Annotated in this window: 24 protein-coding genes and 3 tRNA genes; 1 reads left to right on the top strand and 26 read right to left on the bottom strand. The window is 39.4% G+C overall.

Annotated features, from left to right (window positions below; genetic code table 11):
* Positions 1–20 precede the first annotated feature (20 nt).
* The 21 genes from hscA to INP93_RS05075 form a co-directional block, all read right to left on the bottom strand.
* Entirely contained in the window at positions 21–1,877 is a 1,857-nt protein-coding gene (hscA, locus tag INP93_RS05175) for a Fe-S protein assembly chaperone HscA (protein ID WP_197544334.1), read from the bottom strand.
* A 40-nt stretch (positions 1,878–1,917) separates the two neighbouring features.
* Positions 1,918–2,604, bottom strand: a complete 687-nt coding sequence (locus INP93_RS05170) for a DUF2625 domain-containing protein (RefSeq protein ID WP_197544333.1) — start codon at positions 2,602–2,604, stop codon at positions 1,918–1,920.
* Between the two features lie 73 nt (positions 2,605–2,677).
* Positions 2,678–3,199: a Fe-S protein assembly co-chaperone HscB gene (gene hscB, locus INP93_RS05165; protein WP_197544332.1), complete on the bottom strand. Its 522-nt coding sequence runs from the start codon at positions 3,197–3,199 to the stop codon at positions 2,678–2,680.
* A gap of 9 nt (positions 3,200–3,208) precedes the next feature.
* Positions 3,209–3,532, bottom strand: coding sequence for an iron-sulfur cluster assembly protein IscA (gene iscA / locus INP93_RS05160; protein WP_032822628.1), 324 nt, complete (start codon positions 3,530–3,532; stop codon positions 3,209–3,211).
* A 50-nt stretch (positions 3,533–3,582) separates the two neighbouring features.
* The gene (iscU, locus tag INP93_RS05155; protein WP_005696665.1) at positions 3,583–3,966 is read right to left on the bottom strand and encodes a Fe-S cluster assembly scaffold IscU; all 384 of its coding nucleotides are present in this window, start codon (positions 3,964–3,966) and stop codon (positions 3,583–3,585) included.
* A 54-nt stretch (positions 3,967–4,020) separates the two neighbouring features.
* Positions 4,021–5,235 carry an IscS subfamily cysteine desulfurase gene (locus INP93_RS05150; RefSeq protein WP_197544331.1) on the bottom strand — a complete coding sequence of 405 codons (1,215 nt, stop codon included), beginning with the start codon at positions 5,233–5,235 and terminating at the stop codon, positions 4,021–4,023.
* 63 nt (positions 5,236–5,298) lie between these two features.
* On the bottom strand, positions 5,299–5,754 hold the full coding sequence (gene iscR / locus INP93_RS05145; protein ID WP_049366379.1) for a Fe-S cluster assembly transcriptional regulator IscR: 456 nt from the start codon (positions 5,752–5,754) through the stop codon (positions 5,299–5,301).
* 59 nt (positions 5,755–5,813) lie between these two features.
* Positions 5,814–6,533 (bottom strand): tRNA (cytosine(32)/uridine(32)-2'-O)-methyltransferase TrmJ, encoded by a 720-nt coding sequence (trmJ, locus tag INP93_RS05140; RefSeq protein ID WP_197544330.1) that lies wholly within the window; start codon positions 6,531–6,533, stop codon positions 5,814–5,816.
* Positions 6,534–6,655: 122 nt separating this feature from the next.
* Positions 6,656–6,731: transfer RNA gene (locus INP93_RS05135), tRNA-Lys, on the bottom strand.
* Positions 6,732–6,761: 30 nt separating this feature from the next.
* Positions 6,762–6,837, bottom strand: a tRNA-Lys gene (locus INP93_RS05130).
* Positions 6,838–6,862: 25 nt separating this feature from the next.
* Positions 6,863–6,938: transfer RNA gene (locus INP93_RS05125), tRNA-Lys, on the bottom strand.
* A 176-nt stretch (positions 6,939–7,114) separates the two neighbouring features.
* Complete coding sequence (gene pal / locus INP93_RS05120; protein WP_005696669.1) at positions 7,115–7,582, bottom strand: peptidoglycan-associated lipoprotein Pal; 468 nt, start codon at positions 7,580–7,582, stop codon at positions 7,115–7,117.
* A 24-nt stretch (positions 7,583–7,606) separates the two neighbouring features.
* Complete coding sequence (gene tolB / locus INP93_RS05115) at positions 7,607–8,890, bottom strand: Tol-Pal system beta propeller repeat protein TolB (protein WP_049364498.1); 1,284 nt, start codon at positions 8,888–8,890, stop codon at positions 7,607–7,609.
* A gap of 41 nt (positions 8,891–8,931) precedes the next feature.
* Positions 8,932–10,203 (bottom strand): cell envelope integrity protein TolA, encoded by a 1,272-nt coding sequence (gene tolA / locus INP93_RS05110; protein ID WP_197544329.1) that lies wholly within the window; start codon positions 10,201–10,203, stop codon positions 8,932–8,934.
* Between the two features lie 18 nt (positions 10,204–10,221).
* A complete protein-coding gene (gene tolR / locus INP93_RS05105) occupies positions 10,222–10,641 on the bottom strand; it encodes a colicin uptake protein TolR (RefSeq protein WP_032803822.1) in 420 nt (139 codons plus the stop codon).
* 78 nt (positions 10,642–10,719) lie between these two features.
* A complete protein-coding gene (gene tolQ, locus INP93_RS05100; protein WP_005696675.1) occupies positions 10,720–11,406 on the bottom strand; it encodes a protein TolQ in 687 nt (228 codons plus the stop codon).
* 20 nt (positions 11,407–11,426) lie between these two features.
* Positions 11,427–11,855, bottom strand: coding sequence for a tol-pal system-associated acyl-CoA thioesterase (ybgC, locus tag INP93_RS05095; protein WP_178162665.1), 429 nt, complete (start codon positions 11,853–11,855; stop codon positions 11,427–11,429).
* A gap of 71 nt (positions 11,856–11,926) precedes the next feature.
* On the bottom strand, positions 11,927–12,214 hold the full coding sequence (ybgE, locus tag INP93_RS05090; RefSeq protein WP_014064910.1) for a cyd operon protein YbgE: 288 nt from the start codon (positions 12,212–12,214) through the stop codon (positions 11,927–11,929).
* A 2-nt stretch (positions 12,215–12,216) separates the two neighbouring features.
* Positions 12,217–12,315 (bottom strand): cytochrome bd oxidase small subunit, CydX/CbdX family, encoded by a 99-nt coding sequence (locus tag INP93_RS05085; protein ID WP_101494276.1) that lies wholly within the window; start codon positions 12,313–12,315, stop codon positions 12,217–12,219.
* Positions 12,316–12,326: 11 nt separating this feature from the next.
* Positions 12,327–13,466, bottom strand: coding sequence for a cytochrome d ubiquinol oxidase subunit II (gene cydB / locus INP93_RS05080; protein ID WP_197544328.1), 1,140 nt, complete (start codon positions 13,464–13,466; stop codon positions 12,327–12,329).
* A gap of 14 nt (positions 13,467–13,480) precedes the next feature.
* Complete coding sequence (locus tag INP93_RS05075; protein WP_070868773.1) at positions 13,481–15,046, bottom strand: cytochrome ubiquinol oxidase subunit I; 1,566 nt, start codon at positions 15,044–15,046, stop codon at positions 13,481–13,483.
* A 459-nt stretch (positions 15,047–15,505) separates the two neighbouring features.
* On the opposite strand from INP93_RS05075, the gene INP93_RS05070 reads away from it, so the two are divergent.
* The gene (locus tag INP93_RS05070; RefSeq protein ID WP_049366385.1) at positions 15,506–15,817 is read left to right on the top strand and encodes a DUF5339 domain-containing protein; all 312 of its coding nucleotides are present in this window, start codon (positions 15,506–15,508) and stop codon (positions 15,815–15,817) included.
* Positions 15,818–15,872: 55 nt separating this feature from the next.
* On the opposite strand, the gene ruvB is transcribed toward INP93_RS05070, so the two are convergent.
* The 5 genes from ruvB to INP93_RS05045 are packed head-to-tail and all read right to left on the bottom strand — an operon-like array spanning position 15,873 to position 19,380.
* Positions 15,873–16,880 (bottom strand): Holliday junction branch migration DNA helicase RuvB, encoded by a 1,008-nt coding sequence (gene ruvB, locus INP93_RS05065; RefSeq protein WP_111326582.1) that lies wholly within the window; start codon positions 16,878–16,880, stop codon positions 15,873–15,875.
* 13 nt (positions 16,881–16,893) lie between these two features.
* Positions 16,894–17,505: a Holliday junction branch migration protein RuvA gene (gene ruvA, locus INP93_RS05060; RefSeq protein WP_049366387.1), complete on the bottom strand. Its 612-nt coding sequence runs from the start codon at positions 17,503–17,505 to the stop codon at positions 16,894–16,896.
* A gap of 58 nt (positions 17,506–17,563) precedes the next feature.
* Entirely contained in the window at positions 17,564–18,136 is a 573-nt protein-coding gene (gene ruvC, locus INP93_RS05055) for a crossover junction endodeoxyribonuclease RuvC (RefSeq protein WP_005697069.1), read from the bottom strand.
* A 51-nt stretch (positions 18,137–18,187) separates the two neighbouring features.
* Complete coding sequence (locus INP93_RS05050) at positions 18,188–18,622, bottom strand: ACP-like domain-containing protein (protein ID WP_049372933.1); 435 nt, start codon at positions 18,620–18,622, stop codon at positions 18,188–18,190.
* 17 nt (positions 18,623–18,639) lie between these two features.
* Positions 18,640–19,380, bottom strand: a complete 741-nt coding sequence (locus INP93_RS05045) for a YebC/PmpR family DNA-binding transcriptional regulator (RefSeq protein WP_005696686.1) — start codon at positions 19,378–19,380, stop codon at positions 18,640–18,642.
* Positions 19,381–19,425: the final 45 nt, after the last annotated feature.

Here is a 19,425-nt window from a genome sequence, read left to right as displayed (position 1 = left end):
CGTTAATTTATAACCGCACTTTACTGCTCAATATCTGATACAGATTTACCTGTCAGCGCTTGATGAATAGATTTATTCATTCGTCTTGCCGCAAATTCTTGTGTCGCGATATCAAGGGCTTTGATTCCTTGAACGATGGCATTACGATCTGAGCCTTCTTTTACATCCATTAATTGTTTCAATGCATTTTCAATTTGGTGAAATTCCGTTTCGGTTAATAAGTCTGCCCCATCTTGTTGTAATGCCACAATCACGCTTTCAATCACACGGTCAGCCTCAACGCGCTGCTCAGCTAATTCGCGGGCTTGCATATCATCTTGTGCATTATCAAAAGAAGCTTTAATCATTGCCGTTACTTCTTCATCGGTTAAACCATAAGAAGGTTTAATTTGAATTGATGCTTGGACTTTTGTAGATTTTTCCATAGCAGTCACACTTAATAAGCCATCCGCATCCACTTGATAAGTTACACGAATATGTGCAGCACCTGCTACCATTGGTGGAATACCACGCAATGTAAAACGACCTAAAGAACGGCAATCATCCACTAACTCACGTTCACCTTGTACCACATGTACAGTCATCGCAGTTTGACCATCTTTAAAGGTGGTAAATTCTTGCGCGCGTGCCACAGGAATTGTGGTATTACGTGGAATAATTTTCTCCACTAAACCGCCCATGGTTTCAATACCTAAAGAAAGCGGCACAACATCGAGTAACAACATATCACTGTCATTCTTATTGCCCACTAAAATATCCGCTTGAATTGCTGCACCTAAGGCTACTACTTTATCTGGATCAATCGATGTTAATGGTGTTTTACCGAAGAATTCGCCCACTTGTTCACGAACGTAAGGCACGCGAGTTGAACCTCCCACCATGACCACCTCTTGCACGTCTTCAGCTTCAACATTCGCATCTTTTAATGCTCGACGGCAGGTTAATAAAGAACGTTTAACCAATGAATGAATTAATTCATTGAATTGCTCACGACTTAACTCTCCTTCAAATCCTCGCCAAGAAATGACCGCACTTTGTGCACTTGTTAAGACAATTTTAGTTTGTGTGGCTAAACTCAAAAGCTCACGTTGCTCATTTACATTTTGTGGCTGAATACCCGCTTGCTCAACAATCCAATCTGCAATTAAATGGTCAAAATCATCACCACCTAAAGCGGTATCCCCACCTGTTGCTAACACTTCAAACACGCCTTTAGATAAGCGTAAAATTGAAATATCAAAGGTTCCACCACCTAAGTCATAAACAGCAATGACGCCTTCTTTTCCACTATCTAAGCCATACGCCACTGCTGCAGCAGTGGGTTCATTTAATAAACGTAATACATTTAACCCGGCAAGGCGTGCTGCATCTTTTGTACTTTGGCGTTGAGCATCATCAAAATACGCGGGAACCGTAATCACTACGCCAGAAAGCTCACCCGCAAGGCGTTGTTCAGCGATATGATTTAAACGAGATAAAATATCTGCAGAAACTTCAATCGGGCTTTTTTTACCTTGATGAGTCACCAATAACGGCAAGCCATTTTCACTTGCTACAAACTCATAGGGCAAGTTTGTATAACGCGACTTCACATCAGCAAGACTACGGCCAATCAGACGTTTGACCGAAATAATCGTATTTTTAGGATCAATTGCAGCTTTAGCAAACGCTTCATTACCCACAAGTTTTTCATTTTCACCATAATAAACCACTGAAGGTACAAGGCTTCTGTCTTGTTCATCATTCAAAATGGTGGCTTGACCGCTACGCACTGCGGCAACTAAAGAATTTGTTGTACCTAAATCAATCCCTACCGCAAGACGATGTTGATGGGGTGCAGCCGTTTGTCCTGGCTCTGCAATTTGGAGTAATGCCATATCTCTTTTTATCTCTAATAATTAATTCGTTAAAAGCTGATTATGCGACTGAATAAGCTTGCGCAAATTTATCTTGTTCGGTGAAACTTGCATTGTAATGCGTTTCAATATTGACTTCGCGTCGTTCACGCTGATTAATATCAGTTATCTTATCTTCCGAAAGTTCTGGCGTAAAAACAATCACATGATTACCATCAAGTTGTTTTACATCTTCTTGCCAATTTTGCCAAAACAGATTTTGGTAAAATGCTTCAATGTCACCATTTAATGCCCAAGCTAAGAAATCCGTATAAGTAAAATTTAAATCATGCCAAGTTAAGTCTTTCGGCGAAAAATAGTAAATCTTGCCGAGATTATCCCCTAAAGAACCACCATTTAAGGCAAAATACCCTCCAATGACATCATCTGCAACGAGCAAATATTTTGGTTTATCACCTGATTGATTAAAGGATTTGCTGAAATTCCAGTCCATTAATCCACGTGGTAATTTAAAGCTGCCAGAACCTAATATACGCAACCAACCATGATGGATTAAGATGCCACCCGTTTCATAAATTACCGCCCCCATCGGAGAAGAAGTGGGCATTTGCATGGTGAAAAGCTCACGTTCTGCACTAGATTGATCTTTTTTAATCACGTCACAATGATTACGAGCACGCGCAATCCATTGGGAAATGGTTCCCCACGCAGATTTTGAGGCATCAGTCAGTTGTTCTAAAGTTTGCATAATCGGATTTCATTCGTGTGAGGCGGTTGCCCATTTATCAATAGCGAAAAGGGCGTATTAAACGCCCTCAAGATTATAATTCAAATAGACGTTCTTCTACTTGGCTAATTTCATCCGCCAATTTTTTTAGAAAACGTAATTTATCGCAGAATTGTGCAGCAGTTGACCATTGTTGCTCATTAAGCTGTGCTTCAAGTGCGGTCAACATTTCTTTTGTTTCTTTTTTAACACGTTTCGCAAAGGATTCTAATGCATTCTCATCCTGGCTTTGCTCAATATTTTCGAGCTCTTCTCGCCATTCTAATTGCTGCATCAAAAATGTGACATCTTGTGTACTCTTTTGTTCTAAATCCTGTGCTTCTCCCGTATTTAACGCAATAATTGCTTCCGCACGTAAAATTGGGTCTTTCAAGGTTTTTAATGCATCATTAACTTCTGTCGACTTTTGCATTGCAATGCGTTGTTCTTGCGCATCTGCTGTAACAAAATTATCTGGGTGTAAGCTCTTTTGAAGTGCTAAATAACGCTCAGACAAAATAGCTTGATCAACATTGAAAGCAACGGGTAAATCAAAAATAGCAAAAGGATTTGTCATTTCTATTCCTTAAACATGGAAACTTTCACCGCATCCACATGATTCTTTCACATTTGGATTGTTATATTTAAAGCCTTCGTTCAAGCCTTCTTTGACATAATCTAGCTCAATGCCATCTAAATAAACCAAGCTTTTTGGATCGACTACCACTTTCACGCCATGCTGTTCAAAAACAAGATCGTCATCATTGAGCACATCCACGAATTCAAGTACATAACCTAAACCCGAACAACCCGATGTTTTCACACCTAAGCGCAAACCAATGCCTTTTCCACGATTTTCAAGAAAAGTGCGAACTCGTTGTGCCGCTTTTTCAGTGAGTGTTATAGACATATTCTGATCCTTAAATTGATAAAGTGCGGTCATTTTCAACCGCACTTTGATTACTTACCTTGTTTATTTTTATAGTCAGCAATAGCGGCTTTAATTGCATCTTCTGCTAAAATTGAGCAGTGAACTTTTACCGGCGGTAATTCAAGTTCTTCCGCAATTTGACTGTTTTTAATTGCGCCTGCCTCATCTAAAGATTTACCTTTTACCCATTCGGTAATTAAAGAACTTGATGCAATCGCTGAGCCACAACCATAAGTTTTAAATTTCGCATCTTCAATAATGCCGCTATCATTTACTTTGATTTGTAACTGCATAACGTCACCACAAGCCGGTGCGCCAACCATACCCGTTCCTACTGAATTATCTTTTTTATCCATCGAACCTACGTTGCGTGGATTTTCATAATGATCGATAACTTTTTCGCTGTACGCCATATTATGTTCCTTTCCTAAATAAGTTGCTATCAGGCGGACTAGCCGCCTTTAAAATTAGTGGGCTGACCACTCAATAGTATTTAAATCAATGCCTTCTTTGAACATATCCCAAAGTGGCGATAATTCACGAAGTTTTGCTACTGCATTACGTGTTAAATTAATGGTGTAATCAATTTCTTCTTCCGTTGTCCAACGACCAAGTGTGAAACGAATTGAGCTATGTGCTAATTCATCATTACGACCTAATGCACGTAACACATAAGATGGCTCTAAACTCGCAGAAGTACAAGCAGAACCAGAAGAAACTGCCACATCACGTAATGCCATCATTAAGGATTCACCTTCAACATAGTTAAAGCTGATGTTTAAGTTATTTGCTACGCGGTGCTCCATTGAACCATTTACATAGGTTTCTTCAATTTCTTTCAAGCCATTATATAAGCGATCGCGTAAAGCTCTGATACGAGGAATCTCTGTCGCCATTTCTTCTTTTGCAATACGATAAGCTTCACCCATACCCACAATTTGGTGTACAGGTAATGTACCTGAACGCATACCACGCTCGTGACCACCACCATGGATAATGGCTTCTAAACGAACGCGAGGTTTACGGCAAACATATAGTGCCCCAATACCTTTTGGTCCGTATAATTTGTGGCTAGACATTGACATCAAATCAACTGGTAATTCAGCAAGATTAATTTCTACTTTACCGACACTTTGGGTCGCATCTACGTGGAAAATCGTTTTATTTGCACGGCAAAACTCACCAATTGCTTTAATATCCTGAATCACGCCAATCTCATTATTCACGTGCATAATTGACACAAGAATCGTATCTGGACGCAATGCTGCTTTGAATTTCTCAAGATCAATTAAACCATCTTCTTCTGGATCTAAATAGGTCACTTCAAAGCCTTCACGCTCTAATTGACGGCAAGTATCCAATACAGCCTTGTGTTCAGTTTTGCAGGTGATAATGTGCTTACCTTTTGTTTGATAAAAGTGTGCCGCACCTTTAATTGCAAGGTTATCTGCTTCCGTTGCACCTGAAGTAAACACAATTTCACGTGAATCTGCACCAATCAAATCCGCAATTTGATTACGTGCAATATCAACCGCTTCTTCAGCTTGCCAGCCAAATTTATGTGAACGAGATGCTGGATTACCGAATACACCATCAATGGTTAAATATTCCATCATTTTTTTAGCAACACGTTCATCCACTGGACATGTTGCTGCATAATCTAAATAAATTGGTAATTTCATTTTCACTCCTAAATAACTACTAAAAATGCTATCAATTTGACCGCACTTTAATCTACTTTCCCATTATTGGTTGACTACAATTAAGTCATCAAAATCTTTGTGAGCTTTATGCTTCCCAGCTTTTTTCTCTACAAGCTCAGCTAATGTAATCTCATCTAAAAAATCAGAAATGCGATCACTTAAATCTTGCCATAATGTATGAGTTAAACACTCCACTCCACCTTTACAATTTCCTTTACCAAGGCATCTTGTCACATTAATGTTCTCATTTACGGCTGAAATCACCATACCGATAGAAATTTGATCAGTTGGTAACGCTAAACGATAGCCACCACCTGGGCCGCGAACGCTTTTTACTAATCCTCCTCGACGCAATTTTGCAAATAATTGCTCAAGATAAGAAAGTGAAATATTTTGACGTTCTGAGATATCCGCTAAACAAACAGGGTTTGTTCCTGCATGTAATGCGATATCTAAAATTGCGGTAACCGCATATCGTCCTTTAGATGTTAGTTTCATAAAGCATCCCTATAAATCGCCATCTAGGTAGTTTACCTATCTGACTATGATAGTCAATTTTACTCTTTTTGCAGATTAAGGCGTTTTTCAATCGCACTTAACATTCCTCGCAAAATATTTAATTCATTTTTTTCTAGAGAAGAACGGTTATAAAGTCGTCTTAACTTTTGTATAACCCCTTGATTTTGAATAAAACCAAGAGACTGATACACCTGTTCCGTATGAGCAAAAAAATACTCCATTTCTTGTGCTGTTGGATAGATATCTTCTATCGTTGAAAGTGTACTTTCCGTTTTATCTTTTGCTAAAAATGCCATTCGCATTTCATAACTTACCAACTGTACTGCCATCGCTAAATTGAGCGAAGAATATTCAGGGTTAGCAGGGATATTTAAATGATAATGACATTTAAGTAATTCTTCATTTGTGAGTCCAACACGCTCACGACCGAACACGATCGCTACTTGCCCTTGATGTGCACAGGCTTTCTCTGCACACTCTCTTGGCTCAATAAGCGTACTCTGTAAATGACGTAATCTTGCACTCGTACCAATCACTAATGAGCAATCTTCTATTGCTTGTTCAAAAGTATGAACAATGTGGGCATTACGCACAACATCATTAGCGCCTGCTGCTAATGCAATAGATTGCTCATCTACCGATTTTGGTGAGACCAAATAAAGATTGGATAATCCCATTGTTTTCATCGCACGCGCCGCTGAACCGATGTTCCCGCTATGTGATGTTTCAACCAAAACAATTCGAATATTCTGTAACATTTTATGCCCGACTTAACTTTGTGGATATTCTACCATAATAACCGCTAAATATAGTCAAGAATTTTGAAAATATTTTACTTTTTTGTAAATTTATTAACAAACAGGAGGAATAAGATGTTGACTGGTGGGCTGTGAGAGGCTCGAACTCTCGACCGACGGATTAAGAGTCCGCTGCTCTACCAACTGAGCTAACAACCCAACCGGTTAAATCATGATTTGTAAAATAGATGGTGGGTCGTGAAGGATTCGAACCTTCGACCAACGGATTAAAAGTCCGCTGCTCTACCGACTGAGCTAACGACCCATTTGGGAATTCTTCGAAATAAAAGTGGTGGGTCGTGAAGGATTCGAACCTTCGACCAACGGATTAAAAGTCCGCTGCTCTACCGACTGAGCTAACGACCCACATCATTTCGTAACAGGTGCGTATATTACCGATTTTATTTTCTGACGCAAGAAAAATCTGAAGAAATTGTGTTAATTGCGTGAATACTCGTCAATTTCTGACAATATCTTAAAACAAATAAAAAAGGAGAGCATTTCTACTCTCCCTTTTTCTAAGAATCAAAATTCTCTAAAAATTAGTATGCTAACACAGCACGACGGTTTTTAGAGTATGCTGCTTCATCGTGACCTAACACTGCAGGTTTTTCTTCACCGTAAGAAACAGTTGATACTTTACCAGCGTCAACACCTTTACCAGCTAAGAAACCTTTAACTGCGTCAGCACGACGTTGACCTAAAGCGATGTTGTACTCTGGAGTACCACGTTCGTCAGTGTTACCTTCAACAACAACTTTAGAAGCTGGAGTTGCATTTAAGTATGCAGCATGAGCATCTAAGATTTGAACGTATTCACCTTCGATGTTGAATTTGTCGAAACCGAAGTAAACGGTGTTGTAACGTTGTTGAAGATCTTCAACAGAGTAACCACCGAAAGTTTGACCGTTGTTAGCACCGTTGCCTGCTGCATCGTTGTTTGATGAGCTACATGCTGCTAATGCAGCTACTGAACCAGCAACTAATAATGATTTAACAAATTTGTTCATTAGATTTCTCCTCAATGAGTTTTTTTATTTAGTCAAGTATGGAGACCAAGCTGGAAATTTCACTTGGCCATTACTTCCTGGAAGACTCGCTTTAAAGCGACCATCTGCAGAAACTAATTGTAACACCTTTCCTAGCCCTTGTGTAGAGCTGTAAATAATCATGATACCATTAGGAGAAATACTTGGGCTTTCCCCTAAGAAAGATGTACTTAATACTTCAGAACTACCACTGGTAAGATCTTGTTTCACCACGTTGTTATTACCGTTGATCATCACGAGTGTTTTACCATCACTACTGATTTGCGCACTACCGCGACCACCAACTGGTGACGCACCGCCACCACTTGCACTCATGCGATAAACTTGTGGCGAACCGCCTCGATCTGAAGTAAAGAGAATTGAGCTACCATCTGGAGACCATGATGGTTCTGTATTATTACCCGCACCGCGAGTTAATTGAGTAGGTGTACCACCATTTGAGCCCATTACATAGATGTTTAATAAACCATCTTGTGAAGAAGCAAATGCGAGTTTAGAGCCGTCCGGAGAGAATGCTGGCGCACCGTTATGTCCTGGGAAAGAAGCAACTACTTTACGAGAACCTGAACCTAAGTCTTGTACAACAAGTTGTGATTTTTTGTTCTCAAAAGATACATACGCTAAACGTTTACCATCTGGAGACCAAGCTGGAGACATAATTGGTTGTGAGCTACGATTTACGATAAATTGGTTGTAACCATCATAATCTGCTACACGAACTTCATAAGGTTGTGAACCACCATTTTTCTGCACTACATAAGCAATGCGAGTTCTGAATGCACCACGAATACCGGTTAATTTTTCAAATACTTCATCACTCACGGTATGCGCACCGTAACGTAACCATTTATTTGTCACTGTATAGCTATTTTGTGCAAGTACCGCACCAGGTGTACCTGATGCACCTACAGTATCAACCAATTGGTAAGAAATGTTATAACCGCTACCAGTTGATGTCACTTGACCTACCACAACAGCATCAATACCTAAAGCAGTCCAAGCTTCTGGTTTCACTTCTGCTGCAGTCGTAGGTTGTTGTGGCATTTGGCTTACTGGAATTGGGTTAAATTTACCACTATTACGTAAGTCATCCGCAACAATTTGACCAATATTTTCAGGTGCAGAACCTGCGAAAGGAACAACTGCGATAGGACGAGCGCCATCAACACCTTCATCAATCACAATTCGAACTTCATCTTCTGCCATTGCTGTGCTTGCAAATGCAAACATCACCACAAATAGCCCCATAACACGTTTGATCAATTTCATTTAATCACCTTATTTTAACGTTGTTACTTTCTTAAAACCGATTATCGAGCATTGATATCAAAATCGATAGTCGGCGCTTTATATTTCTCATAAATAGCATCAGATGGTGCTGCTGGAACTTTTTTCGTTCTCGCTACCGCACTTAATGCTGCAGTACAAATATCATCAGGTCCTGAAACGCGTTGATAGCCTAAAATAGTACCATCTCGACCGAGTTGGATTTTAATGCTACAAACTTTACCGGCAAAGCTTGGGTCTTTTAAGAAACGGCGTTGAATTTCACGTTTAATGACACCCGCATATTGGTCACCAACTTTACCACCATCTCCAGCACCAAGTCCTGCACCACTGCCTTGTGTACCGCCTTTATTTGCATTACCACCTTTAGATGCACTACCACCACCGACATCTCCGCCGTTCATGAAGTCATCTAAAGCCGCTTGATCTGCTTTACGTTTTGCTGCATCAGCTTTTGCTTTCGCTTCTGCATCTGCCTTAGCTTTTGCTTCAGCCTTCGCTTTCGCTTCTGCATCCGCTTTAGCTTTTGCTTCAGCCTTTGCTTTCGCCTCAGCATCGGCTTTCGCTTTTGCATCAGCCTCAGCTTTTGCTTTCGCCTTCGCATCGGCTTCCGCTTTGGCTTTCGCATCGGCTTCTGCCTTAGCCTTCGCTTTTGCTTCGGCATCCGCTTTCGCTTTTGCCTCAGCCTTGGCTTTAGCATCTGCTTCCGCTTTTTCTTTCGCTTTTTGAGCTTCAGCTTGCGCTTTAGCTTTTGCCTCTTCCTCTGCCTGTTTAGCAGCTGCTTCTAAACGTTTTGCCTCTGCATCAGCTTTTAATTTCGCCGCTTCAGCTGCTTGTTTTGCTTTCGCTTCTTCAGCTTGTTTTTGTTTTTCTAACGCCTCTTGACGAGCAAGCTCTTGTTGCTGTTTTTGCTTTTCAATTTCTTGCTGCTTTTGTTTTTCAAGTTCTTTTTGACGTTGAATTTCCTGCTGACGCTTAATCTCTTCTTGTTTCGCAATTTCTTGCTGATTTGGTTCAGGTTCAGGCTCTGGTTTTTTCTCTTCGACTACAGGTTCTGGTTTTTTCTGTTTATCAGTTTGACCTTTTTTCTGTTGTTGAATACGTCCCCATTCCTGCGCTGCACTGCCAGTATCGACCATCACAGCTCCCATGGCATCACCTTCACCTTCTCCACCACCCATTATTTCAACGGTTTGATAAAGAGAGCTCCAAATCAACAAAGCAAACAATGCAAGGTGCATCGCAATAGAGATGACAAACTCATTTGCACGTTTTTTTCGTCGATTATTCTGCACGGTTTTACCTACTTATTCTTAAATCGGGTTGGTCATTAAACCCACAGACTTAATGCCGGCAAGATGTAGTAAATTCAGTGCTTTAATCACTTCTTCATAAGGTACATCTTTTGCTCCGCCCACTAAGAACATTGTGTTATTGTCTTTATCAAATTCTTGTTTTGATAATTGGGTTACCATTTCTTCGTTAAGGCCTTCTTGGCGTTGACCACCAATAGAAATCGAATATTGCCCTACACCCGCTACTTCTAAGATAACCGGTGTTTTATCTTCATTTGATACATTTTGACTTTGCACCGAATCAGGGAGTTCCACTTGAACGCTCTGACTGATAATCGGCGCGGTTGCCATAAAAATTAACACCAAAACTAAAAGAACATCGAGAAATGGCACGATGTTAATTTCAGATTTAATGTCTTTACGCTGACGACGAGCCATAATTTCCTCTAAAACTTCGCTAAAATCCACCGCACTTTTTGTTTGATTTGCAAAGTGCAGTCAATTTTTCATTTATTTTTAATGGGGCGCTTTACCAAAAGCTTGACGATGTAAAATTGTGGTGAATTCATCAATGAAGTTACCATAATTTTGTTCAATCGCATTAACACGTAAGCTTAAACGGTTATACGCCATTACAGCTGGAATCGCCGCAAACAAACCGATTGCTGTTGCGATCAAGGCTTCTGCAATACCTGGAGCAACCATTTGTAATGTTGCTTGTTTCGCACCACTTAATGCCATAAATGCATGCATGATCCCCCAAACGGTACCAAATAAACCGATATATGGACTTACAGAAGCCACTGTCGCTAAGAAAGGTACACGACTTTCAAGTGCTTCTACTTCACGATTCATCGCAAGGTTCATCGCACGAGTGGTACCTTTAATGATTGCTTCTGGGGCATCTGCATTCACTTGTTTTAAGCGAGAGAATTCTTTAAAACCAACAAAGAAAATTTGTTCGCTACCAGTTAATACTTCACGACGATTAGATAAACCATCATAAAGTTTATTTAAATCTTCACCAGACCAGAAACGATCTTCAAAAGTATTCGCTTCTTTTAACGCACTCGTCAAAATACGGCTACGTTGAATGATGATTGCCCAAGAAATAATTGAGAACGAAATCAAGATCACAATTACAAGTTGAACAACGATACTCGCTTTTAGAAAAAGATCTAAAAAGTTCAATTCTGCAGTCATTGCATACTCCGAAAAGTTATTTACTTTAAAAATGCCGCTTTTAATTCTTCAGGAATTGCGACAGGTTTCATTTTGCCTAGATCAACACAGGCTACCTTAACAGTAGCCTTTGATAACACCACTGCCTCACGAACTAACCGCTGTTCAAAGAGAATTGTTGCTCCTTTCACTGCCGTTATTTCCGTTTCGACAATAAGATAATCATCCAATTTTGCCGGAATACAATAGTCAATAGACATGGTTTTGACCACAAAAGCTAATTGTTGTTCCTGCAATAATGATTGTTGGGAAAAATTAAGCGTTCTTAAATATTCAGTTCGCGCACGCTCAAAGAAATGTAAGTAACGTGCGTGATATACTACTCCACCAGCATCCGTGTCCTCATAATATACACGAACCGGAAAGGTAAAACATTGGTTATTCAAAATAATGCTCAAATTATCAGCCATAACAAGCCGCTTATTTTAGAACCTGTTCATTAGATGTGCAAGCTCCAAATAATAATATTTGTCTATCGTTCTTATAAAAACCAATGCTGAACAATAGCAATTATTGTGGTGAAATAACCAATAAATGGCAAGAAAACGAGCTGCCATATTGCTCGGCGAATATCAAATCCGATACCGTGGATCCACAAATTAATCAATCCCCAAAAAATCGCAAGAATCCAAGCTGGATGTGCAGTTCGAAGTGCGGTCGAAAATTGATTTAAATTTAAAAAGAAAGCCGCGGTTAAAAATAACGCTAAAATAAACGAAAGGGTTCGCAAGGAACCCTTATTACTTAATTGATAGAGTGAATTAATCATCATTACTCGTCAAATTTACCTGACTTTTCTTTGCCAATAGTCAATTTAGCACTCACCATAACTGCAGCCAACACACCCACTACCCAAATTACGTATAACATATTGTTTCTCCTTAGTATAATGAGTTTTTGTTGTCTTCAACAAAGCTTTCATCCAAGCGACCAAACATTTTGTAGTATGACCAAATGGTGTAAAGCAATGAGATGGTAACAAATACTAATGCCAAGTAGAACATTAGAGTTAATGTTAATTCACTTGACGTTGCATCCCACATTAACAAGCTTTGTTCTGGATGAGTACTTGAAGGCATTACAAATGGGAACATTGATACTGCCGCAGTAATAATCACACCAGCCATGGTTAATACAGAGAAGAAGAACGCAAAACCACAACGATTTGCTTTAGATGCAACCACATTTAATAATGCACCAACCACAGCTAATACTGGGAATGCCCATAAAGCTGGATTTTCATTGAAGTTTTTGAACCATGCACCTGCCTCAACTGCCACTTGTTTACCTGAAGCTGGCGCTGATGCTGCAAAGTGATCAATCGTACTAGTCACCACATAGCCGTCTTTGAAAGAAAGCCATACACCTGCAAGTACAAAAGTAATTAATGTTACTAATGCACCGATTTGTGTAATCGCTCTTGCACGATCACGCAATGCTGCAGTGGTTTTCATTTGTAACCAGTTTGCACCGTGAGTCACTAACATTGCAAGGCTTAACACACCGCAAAGTAATGCGAATGGATTTAATAACGCAAAGAAAGAACCGGTGTAAGTAGCTTGTGAAAGGTCATTTAATTCAAATGGTACACCTTGTAATAAATTACCAAATGCCACACCGAATACTAATGCAGGTACAAAACCACCCGCAAATAAGCCCCAATCCCACACAGCGCGCCATGTTGGATTATCAATTTTCGCACGATATTCAAAACCAATTGGACGGAAGAATAACGCAGCTAACACAAGGAATAAGGCAATATAGAAGCCTGAAAACGCTACAGAATAAACAATCGGCCATGCCGCGAAGATTGCACCACCAGCAGTTAATAACCAAACTTGGTTACCATCCCAGTGTGGAGCAATAGAGTTAATCATAATACGTCTTTCTACTTCTTTCTTACCTGCTACGGGTAAAAGTGCAGTCACGCCCATATCGAAGCCATCTGTTACAGAGAAACCGATAAGCAATACGATAACTAGCACCCACCAAATAATACGTAGAATTTCATAATCAAGCATAATTCATCTCCTGCTTATTTAGATGATTGCTCAAAATAGTATTTGCCGGTTTTCAATGCACTTGGACCTAAACGTGCATATTTAAACATCAAATACATTTCCGCAATGATGAAGAAGAAGTAAAGTACACAAATTAAACCGATAGAGAACCATAAGTCACCTACACTCAAGTTAGAGGCAGACACACCTACCGGTAATACTTCATAAATCGCCCACGGTTGACGACCAAATTCAGCTAAGAACCAACCAAATTCAATCGCTAAGAATGGCAATGGAATACCCCAAAGCAATGCTTTAAGTAATAAGCGAGAAGAAGTCACTTTGTTACGTAAATTTTGAACAAATGCACCGAAAGCTAATAAGATAATTAAACCACCTGCCGCTAACATACCACGGAATGCCCAGAAGTTAGGACCTACGTTTGGAATAGTATCACGTGCTGCTTGTTTAATTTGTTCATCCGTTGCATCTACAACTTTATCTGTGTAACGTTTTAATAATAAACCAAAACCTAAATCACCTTTGACTTCATCAAATTTTGCTTTAGTTTCTGGATTTACTTGGCCTGCTGATTTTTTCTCTGCTTTTAATTGTGTGAATAAATCATAAGCAACCATACCGTTACGAACACGACCTTCATTTTTTGCTTGAATTTCTTTCAAACCAACGATTTCAGTGTCTAAAGAACGCGTTGCAATTAAACCACCTAAATATGGGATTTCAATCGCAAAATCATTTTTCATTTCTGCAGTATTTGGAATCGCCACTGGGTGGAATGGGGCTGGTGCAGGATGAGTTTCAAACTCAGCTTCCATTGCTGCTAATTTCACAGGTTGTGCTTTACCGATGTCGTAACCTGATTCATCACCCATAATTAATACAGCTGATGCAGCGATAAAACCAAAGGTTGCCGCTACAGAGAATGAACGTTTAGCAAAACCGATATCGCGGCCTTTTAATAAATAGAATGCGCTGATACCTAATACAAACATAGCACCGGTTGTATAACCCGCTGTTAATGTGTGTAAGAATTTACTTTGAGCAACTGGATTTAACCAAAGATCTAAGAAGCTGGTCATTTCCATACGAACGGTTTCAAAGTTAAACTCTGCCGCTACTGGATGTTGCATCCAACCATTTGCTACTAAAATCCACATTGCAGAAAGGTTTGAACCAAAGGCTACGCAGTAAGTTGCGAGTAAGTGTTTACCTTTAGTTAAACGATCCCAACCGAAGAAGAATAGACCCACGAAAGTGGATTCTAAGAAGAATGCAAGTAATGCTTCGATCGCTAATGGTGCACCGAAAATATCACCTACATAGTGAGAATAATAAGACCAGTTTGTCCCGAATTGGAACTCCATGATAATACCGGTCGTTACCCCTAGAGCAAAGTTAATACCAAATAACTTACCCCAGAATTTAGTCATATCTTTATATACTTCTTTGCCCGTTTTAACATAAATGGTTTCCATGATCACAAGAACGAAAGATAAACCTAATGTTAATGGTACAAAAATGAAGTGATATAACGCAGTTAACGCAAACTGCAAGCGTGAGAGATCAACAACGTCTAACATCTCAACTCCTTGTATAAATCTACAAGATTTTCACTTTATGATTACCAAGGATAATCCCAAATAATCACCCCAAACTACTCAACAAAAATCGTTAAGAAACATTGAATTATTTACGTAATAATTGCCTTTTCTATTCTCAAAACAGAATGCAGTAACCGATTACAATATAAACATTCAAAATTTTGCCCTATTCTACTACTATTTATGAGGATAAAAAATAGAAAAAACCGTTATATTGATCACATTTTTTGATATAAGTTACAAAATACCCTATTTAGCGTAACTATAGCGAAATTGATCTGTATCAAATCTTGCATATTTATCTCGAATGAAAAAATTTATCTCTATCACAAGGAAACTTTATCGAAAAGAAATAGACAAAATAACCACTAGACAGGGCGACAAGATTTTGCTATTTTTTAGCCTAATGATATTTGGAAAGATTTGTAGGGATTTACAATGAAGAAAATTTGTGTAATTTTGACCGCACTTTTCGGTTCTATGGCGTTATCTGCCACTGCAGCACCTATTACAGAAAACAAAGCTGCTCTTCCACAACAATGCACACAGTTATTTAAAGAAACAGAAAATTTGATTGCCCAAGCAGAAAAACAGCCAGGCACTCATACTCAAGTAGGTAAAATCAAAAGTAAACTTAATCAAAGCAAACAGCAAATTCTTGAAATGGAATTAGCAACTCAACAAAAAAGCTGTGATGTGGGTTTAGCAAGATTAAATAGCATGAAGAGCTATACTGAAGAAACTAACTAAGCAGGTTTCAAAAAGAAAGGACATATTGATATCAATATGTCCTTTTTTATATCTCTTATTCTGATGGCTTCTGAAGTCCAAAGTGTCGATAAGTTAATGAAGTCGCAATTCTACCTCGAGGCGTACGTTGCAAAAAGCCTTGTTGAATCAAGTAAGGTTCTAATACATCTTCTATAGTGTCTCGTTCTTCACCTATTGCCGCCGCCAAGTTATCTAATCCAACTGGACCACCATCAAAACGTTCAATCACAGCGGTAAGTAATTTTCTATCTAAGTAATCAAAGCCCGCATCATCTACATCTAACATTGAAAGCGCTTGTTTAGCAATGTCTGCCGAAATAATGCCATCATTACGCACATCAGCAAAATCTCGAACGCGACGTAATAAACGGTTTGCAATACGAGGCGTACCACGTGAACGACGAGCGACTTCAAAAGCGGCTTTATCTTCTAATTCTAGATTTAAGCAAGAGGCACTTCTTGTCACAATAGAAGTTAAATCTTCAACGGAATAAAATTCTAAACGCTGAACAATCCCAAAACGATCGCGTAATGGCGAAGTTAACGAACCTGCCCGAGTTGTTGCGCCAATTAATGTGAAAGGTGGCAAGTCCAATTTAATTGAACGTGCTGCTGGCCCTTCACCAATCATAATATCCAGCTGATAATCTTCCATTGCTGGATAAAGCACTTCTTCAATCGCAGGAGAAAGACGGTGAATTTCATCAATGAATAACACATCATGGGGTTCAAGATTTGTCAGCATTGCCGCTAAATCGCCAGCTTTTTCAAGCACAGGACCTGATGTTGTGCGAATATTCACGCCCATTTCATTTGCCACAATATTAGCTAGCGTTGTTTTTCCTAAACCTGGAGGACCAAAGATCAACAGATGATCTAAGGCATCTTGACGTAACTTTGCGGCCTTAATGAAAATATCCATCTGCTCTCGCACTTGTGGCTGTCCCACATAGTCGGCTAAAAGTTTTGGACGAATCGCACGATCGATGACATCTTCATCAATCTTTGCCTGACTGCTAATAATTCTATCTGCTTCGATCATATCTGTTTAATCTTTATAACGCGGCTTTTAAAGCTTCGCGAATTAATTGCTCACTGGTTAAGTCTGCTTTAGCCACTTTTTTCACCATTTTTTCAGCATCTGTTGGTTTATAGCCTAATGCAATCAATGCAGCAATCGCTTCATCTGCTGAGCTTTCTGCTTGGCGTAATTCTGAAGTTGAAGGAATATGTTTGCTCTCCACAAAGAAATCACTTTGACGAACATCCTTAAACTTCCCTTTTAACTCCACCAATAAACGTTCAGCCGTTTTCTTGCCCACACCAGGAATTTTAACTAATTTTGACAGTTCTTCTCGCTCAATAGCATAAGCAAACTGCTCTACTGACATAGCTGATAAAATTGCGAGTGCCAATTTAGGACCGACACCATTGGTTTTAATTAATTCACGGAATAAAGTGCGGTCAGTTTTTTGGGCAAATCCAAAAAGAAGATGAGCATCTTCACGCACAACAAGATGAGTAAATAATGTGGTTTCTTGCCCGATTTCAGGTAAGTCATAAAAACTGGTCATTGGTAACAATAATTCGTAACCAACGCCTTGTACATCAAGCAAAATTTCAGGAGGTTGTTTTTCTAATAAGATGCCTTTTAAACGACCGATCATAAGATTTCCATGTAAAAAAATTTTGCATAGAATAAAATAAAACTGGATATTAATCCAGTTAAATTTTTAATCTAAATCGACCTCGGCTGTACCTTGTTTTTAAAAGTGCGGTCATTTTTTCGTGTGTTTCTGTCGTTTTGACCGAGCCAGCAATATGCAAAGAATGTTGAATGGTATGAGCATGAGTGATCGCAATGGCCAAAGCATCTGCCGCATCTGCTTGTGGTTTATCTGAGAGCTTCAAAATTCGTGTCACCATGTCTTGAACTTGAACTTTATCTGCTGAACCAATCCCAACGACAGTCTGTTTCACCAAACGAGCGGCATATTCAAACACTGGTAAATCGTGGTTCACAGCAGCCACAATCGCAGTACCACGTGCTTGCCCCAGTTTTAAAGCTGAATCCGCATTTTTAGCCATAAACACTTGTTCAATGGCAAACATATCGGGCTGAAATTGTGTGATGATTTCTGTCACACCGGCATAAATTCGTTTTAAGCGTGTAGGTAAATCTTCTACCTGTGTGCGGATTGCTCCACTGCCGAGATATTCTAAATGGCGACCATTTTGTCTAATCACACCATAGCCCGTTACACGAGAACCTGGGTCAATGCCTAAAATAATACTCATAAACTCTCAAAAATAAACGGCCGGTCAATGCCGGCCGTTTTTTAGTGTTCATTATTGATTTGCTTTTGCAGTTGCTTTTGCATCTACATCACAGTTTTTCACAACAATTTTGTCTGCTTTTTTGCCTTTGATTAAAAGATTTACTGGCACTACAGAATCAAATTTATCTAAAGTTAAACCACTATCTACGTTCCAAACATATTTGCCTGAAGTAAATGAAGTGAAGTCTTTTTGAGCTGCATCACGAGCGAAATCTTTCGCAACAACTTTGTTGCCTACCATTACCATTGCCGCTGTTGGCTCTTGGTTTTCGAATTGATAAACTGCAGTTACAGTTTTCTTATTACAAGTATAAACAACTGTTTTATCCGTTACAGTAGGTGCTGCAGTTTGCTCTGCCTTGTTTTCCATTTTTGGTGCATCGCTTGCACAAGCTGATAAAACAACAAGAGCGGCCATTGCAGGTAATACTTTAGCTAATTTCATTCTAAATCTCCTTAAAATTACAGCTGAGCTGCAACTTCATCACTAATTTCACCGTTATGATATACGTTTTGTACATCGTCACAGTCTTCTAACATGTCAATTAAACGCAACAATTTAGGCGCAGTTTCAAGATCAAGATCAACCGTTGTTGATGGAATCATTGTTACTTCTGCGTTATCAATTTTAAATCCTGCTGCTTCGATTGCATCGCGCACAGAACCTAAATCTTCCCACGCAGTATAGATTTCGAATGAACCATCATCTTGTGGTTGAACATCATCCGCACCGGCTTCAATTGCCGCTTCCATTAACGCATCTTCTTCACCTTCGCTAATTAAAATCAAGCCTTTTTTGCTGAATAAATAGCCCACAGAACCTTCAGTCCCTAAGTTACCACCACATTTAGTGAAACTTGGGCGAACCTGTGAAATGGTTCGATTTGCGTTGTCACTTAGACACTCAACCATCACAGCAGTTCCACCCGGACCATAACCTTCGTAAATTCTTGTTTCCATATTGGTGTCATCACCACCGCCCACACCGCGTTCAATCGCACGGTTAATGGTGTCGCGAGTCATATTGCTTGATAAAGCTTTATCTACTGCTGCACGTAAACGCGGGTTCGCACCAACATCACCGCCACCAATTTTTGCAGCGGTTACCAATTCACGAATTAATTTTGTAAAAATTTTACCGCGTTGCGCATCTTGTGCTGCTTTACGGTGTTTAATATTTGCCCACTTACTATGGCCTGCCATGTTGTTTTCCTTCTTATCTTAAAAACGTTTTTAAATTGAATCCTC

Source organism: Haemophilus parainfluenzae (genome assembly GCF_014931415.1).
Taxonomy (GTDB): Bacteria; Pseudomonadota; Gammaproteobacteria; order Enterobacterales; family Pasteurellaceae; genus Haemophilus_D; species Haemophilus_D parainfluenzae_AF.
This window is presented reverse-complemented; position numbering and strand designations above follow the sequence as displayed.

What these genes read in the sequence shown, in the direction of transcription:
- pal (WP_005696669.1), bottom strand. Translation starts at nt 7,582, where the DNA reads ATGAACAAATTTGTTAAATCATTATTAGTTGCTGGTTCAGTAGCTGCA.
- iscA (WP_032822628.1), bottom strand. Translation starts at nt 3,532, where the DNA reads ATGTCTATAACACTCACTGAAAAAGCGGCACAACGAGTTCGCACTTTT.
- hscA (WP_197544334.1), bottom strand. Translation starts at nt 1,877, where the DNA reads ATGGCATTACTCCAAATTGCAGAGCCAGGACAAACGGCTGCACCCCAT.
- INP93_RS05070 (WP_049366385.1), top strand. Translation starts at nt 15,506, where the DNA reads ATGAAGAAAATTTGTGTAATTTTGACCGCACTTTTCGGTTCTATGGCG.
- hscB (WP_197544332.1), bottom strand. Translation starts at nt 3,199, where the DNA reads ATGACAAATCCTTTTGCTATTTTTGATTTACCCGTTGCTTTCAATGTT.
- INP93_RS05150 (WP_197544331.1), bottom strand. Translation starts at nt 5,235, where the DNA reads ATGAAATTACCAATTTATTTAGATTATGCAGCAACATGTCCAGTGGAT.
- ybgE (WP_014064910.1), bottom strand. Translation starts at nt 12,214, where the DNA reads ATGATTAATTCACTCTATCAATTAAGTAATAAGGGTTCCTTGCGAACC.
- tolQ (WP_005696675.1), bottom strand. Translation starts at nt 11,406, where the DNA reads ATGACTGCAGAATTGAACTTTTTAGATCTTTTTCTAAAAGCGAGTATC.
- ybgC (WP_178162665.1), bottom strand. Translation starts at nt 11,855, where the DNA reads ATGGCTGATAATTTGAGCATTATTTTGAATAACCAATGTTTTACCTTT.
- ruvC (WP_005697069.1), bottom strand. Translation starts at nt 18,136, where the DNA reads ATGAGTATTATTTTAGGCATTGACCCAGGTTCTCGTGTAACGGGCTAT.
- INP93_RS05085 (WP_101494276.1), bottom strand. Translation starts at nt 12,315, where the DNA reads ATGTTATACGTAATTTGGGTAGTGGGTGTGTTGGCTGCAGTTATGGTG.
- cydB (WP_197544328.1), bottom strand. Translation starts at nt 13,466, where the DNA reads ATGCTTGATTATGAAATTCTACGTATTATTTGGTGGGTGCTAGTTATC.
- INP93_RS05050 (WP_049372933.1), bottom strand. Translation starts at nt 18,622, where the DNA reads ATGAAATTAGCTAAAGTATTACCTGCAATGGCCGCTCTTGTTGTTTTA.
- tolR (WP_032803822.1), bottom strand. Translation starts at nt 10,641, where the DNA reads ATGGCTCGTCGTCAGCGTAAAGACATTAAATCTGAAATTAACATCGTG.
- iscU (WP_005696665.1), bottom strand. Translation starts at nt 3,966, where the DNA reads ATGGCGTACAGCGAAAAAGTTATCGATCATTATGAAAATCCACGCAAC.
- INP93_RS05170 (WP_197544333.1), bottom strand. Translation starts at nt 2,604, where the DNA reads ATGCAAACTTTAGAACAACTGACTGATGCCTCAAAATCTGCGTGGGGA.
- ruvB (WP_111326582.1), bottom strand. Translation starts at nt 16,880, where the DNA reads ATGATCGAAGCAGATAGAATTATTAGCAGTCAGGCAAAGATTGATGAA.
- INP93_RS05075 (WP_070868773.1), bottom strand. Translation starts at nt 15,046, where the DNA reads ATGTTAGACGTTGTTGATCTCTCACGCTTGCAGTTTGCGTTAACTGCG.
- INP93_RS05045 (WP_005696686.1), bottom strand. Translation starts at nt 19,380, where the DNA reads ATGGCAGGCCATAGTAAGTGGGCAAATATTAAACACCGTAAAGCAGCA.
- iscR (WP_049366379.1), bottom strand. Translation starts at nt 5,754, where the DNA reads ATGAAACTAACATCTAAAGGACGATATGCGGTTACCGCAATTTTAGAT.
- tolB (WP_049364498.1), bottom strand. Translation starts at nt 8,890, where the DNA reads ATGAAATTGATCAAACGTGTTATGGGGCTATTTGTGGTGATGTTTGCA.
- ruvA (WP_049366387.1), bottom strand. Translation starts at nt 17,505, where the DNA reads ATGATCGGTCGTTTAAAAGGCATCTTATTAGAAAAACAACCTCCTGAA.
- trmJ (WP_197544330.1), bottom strand. Translation starts at nt 6,533, where the DNA reads ATGTTACAGAATATTCGAATTGTTTTGGTTGAAACATCACATAGCGGG.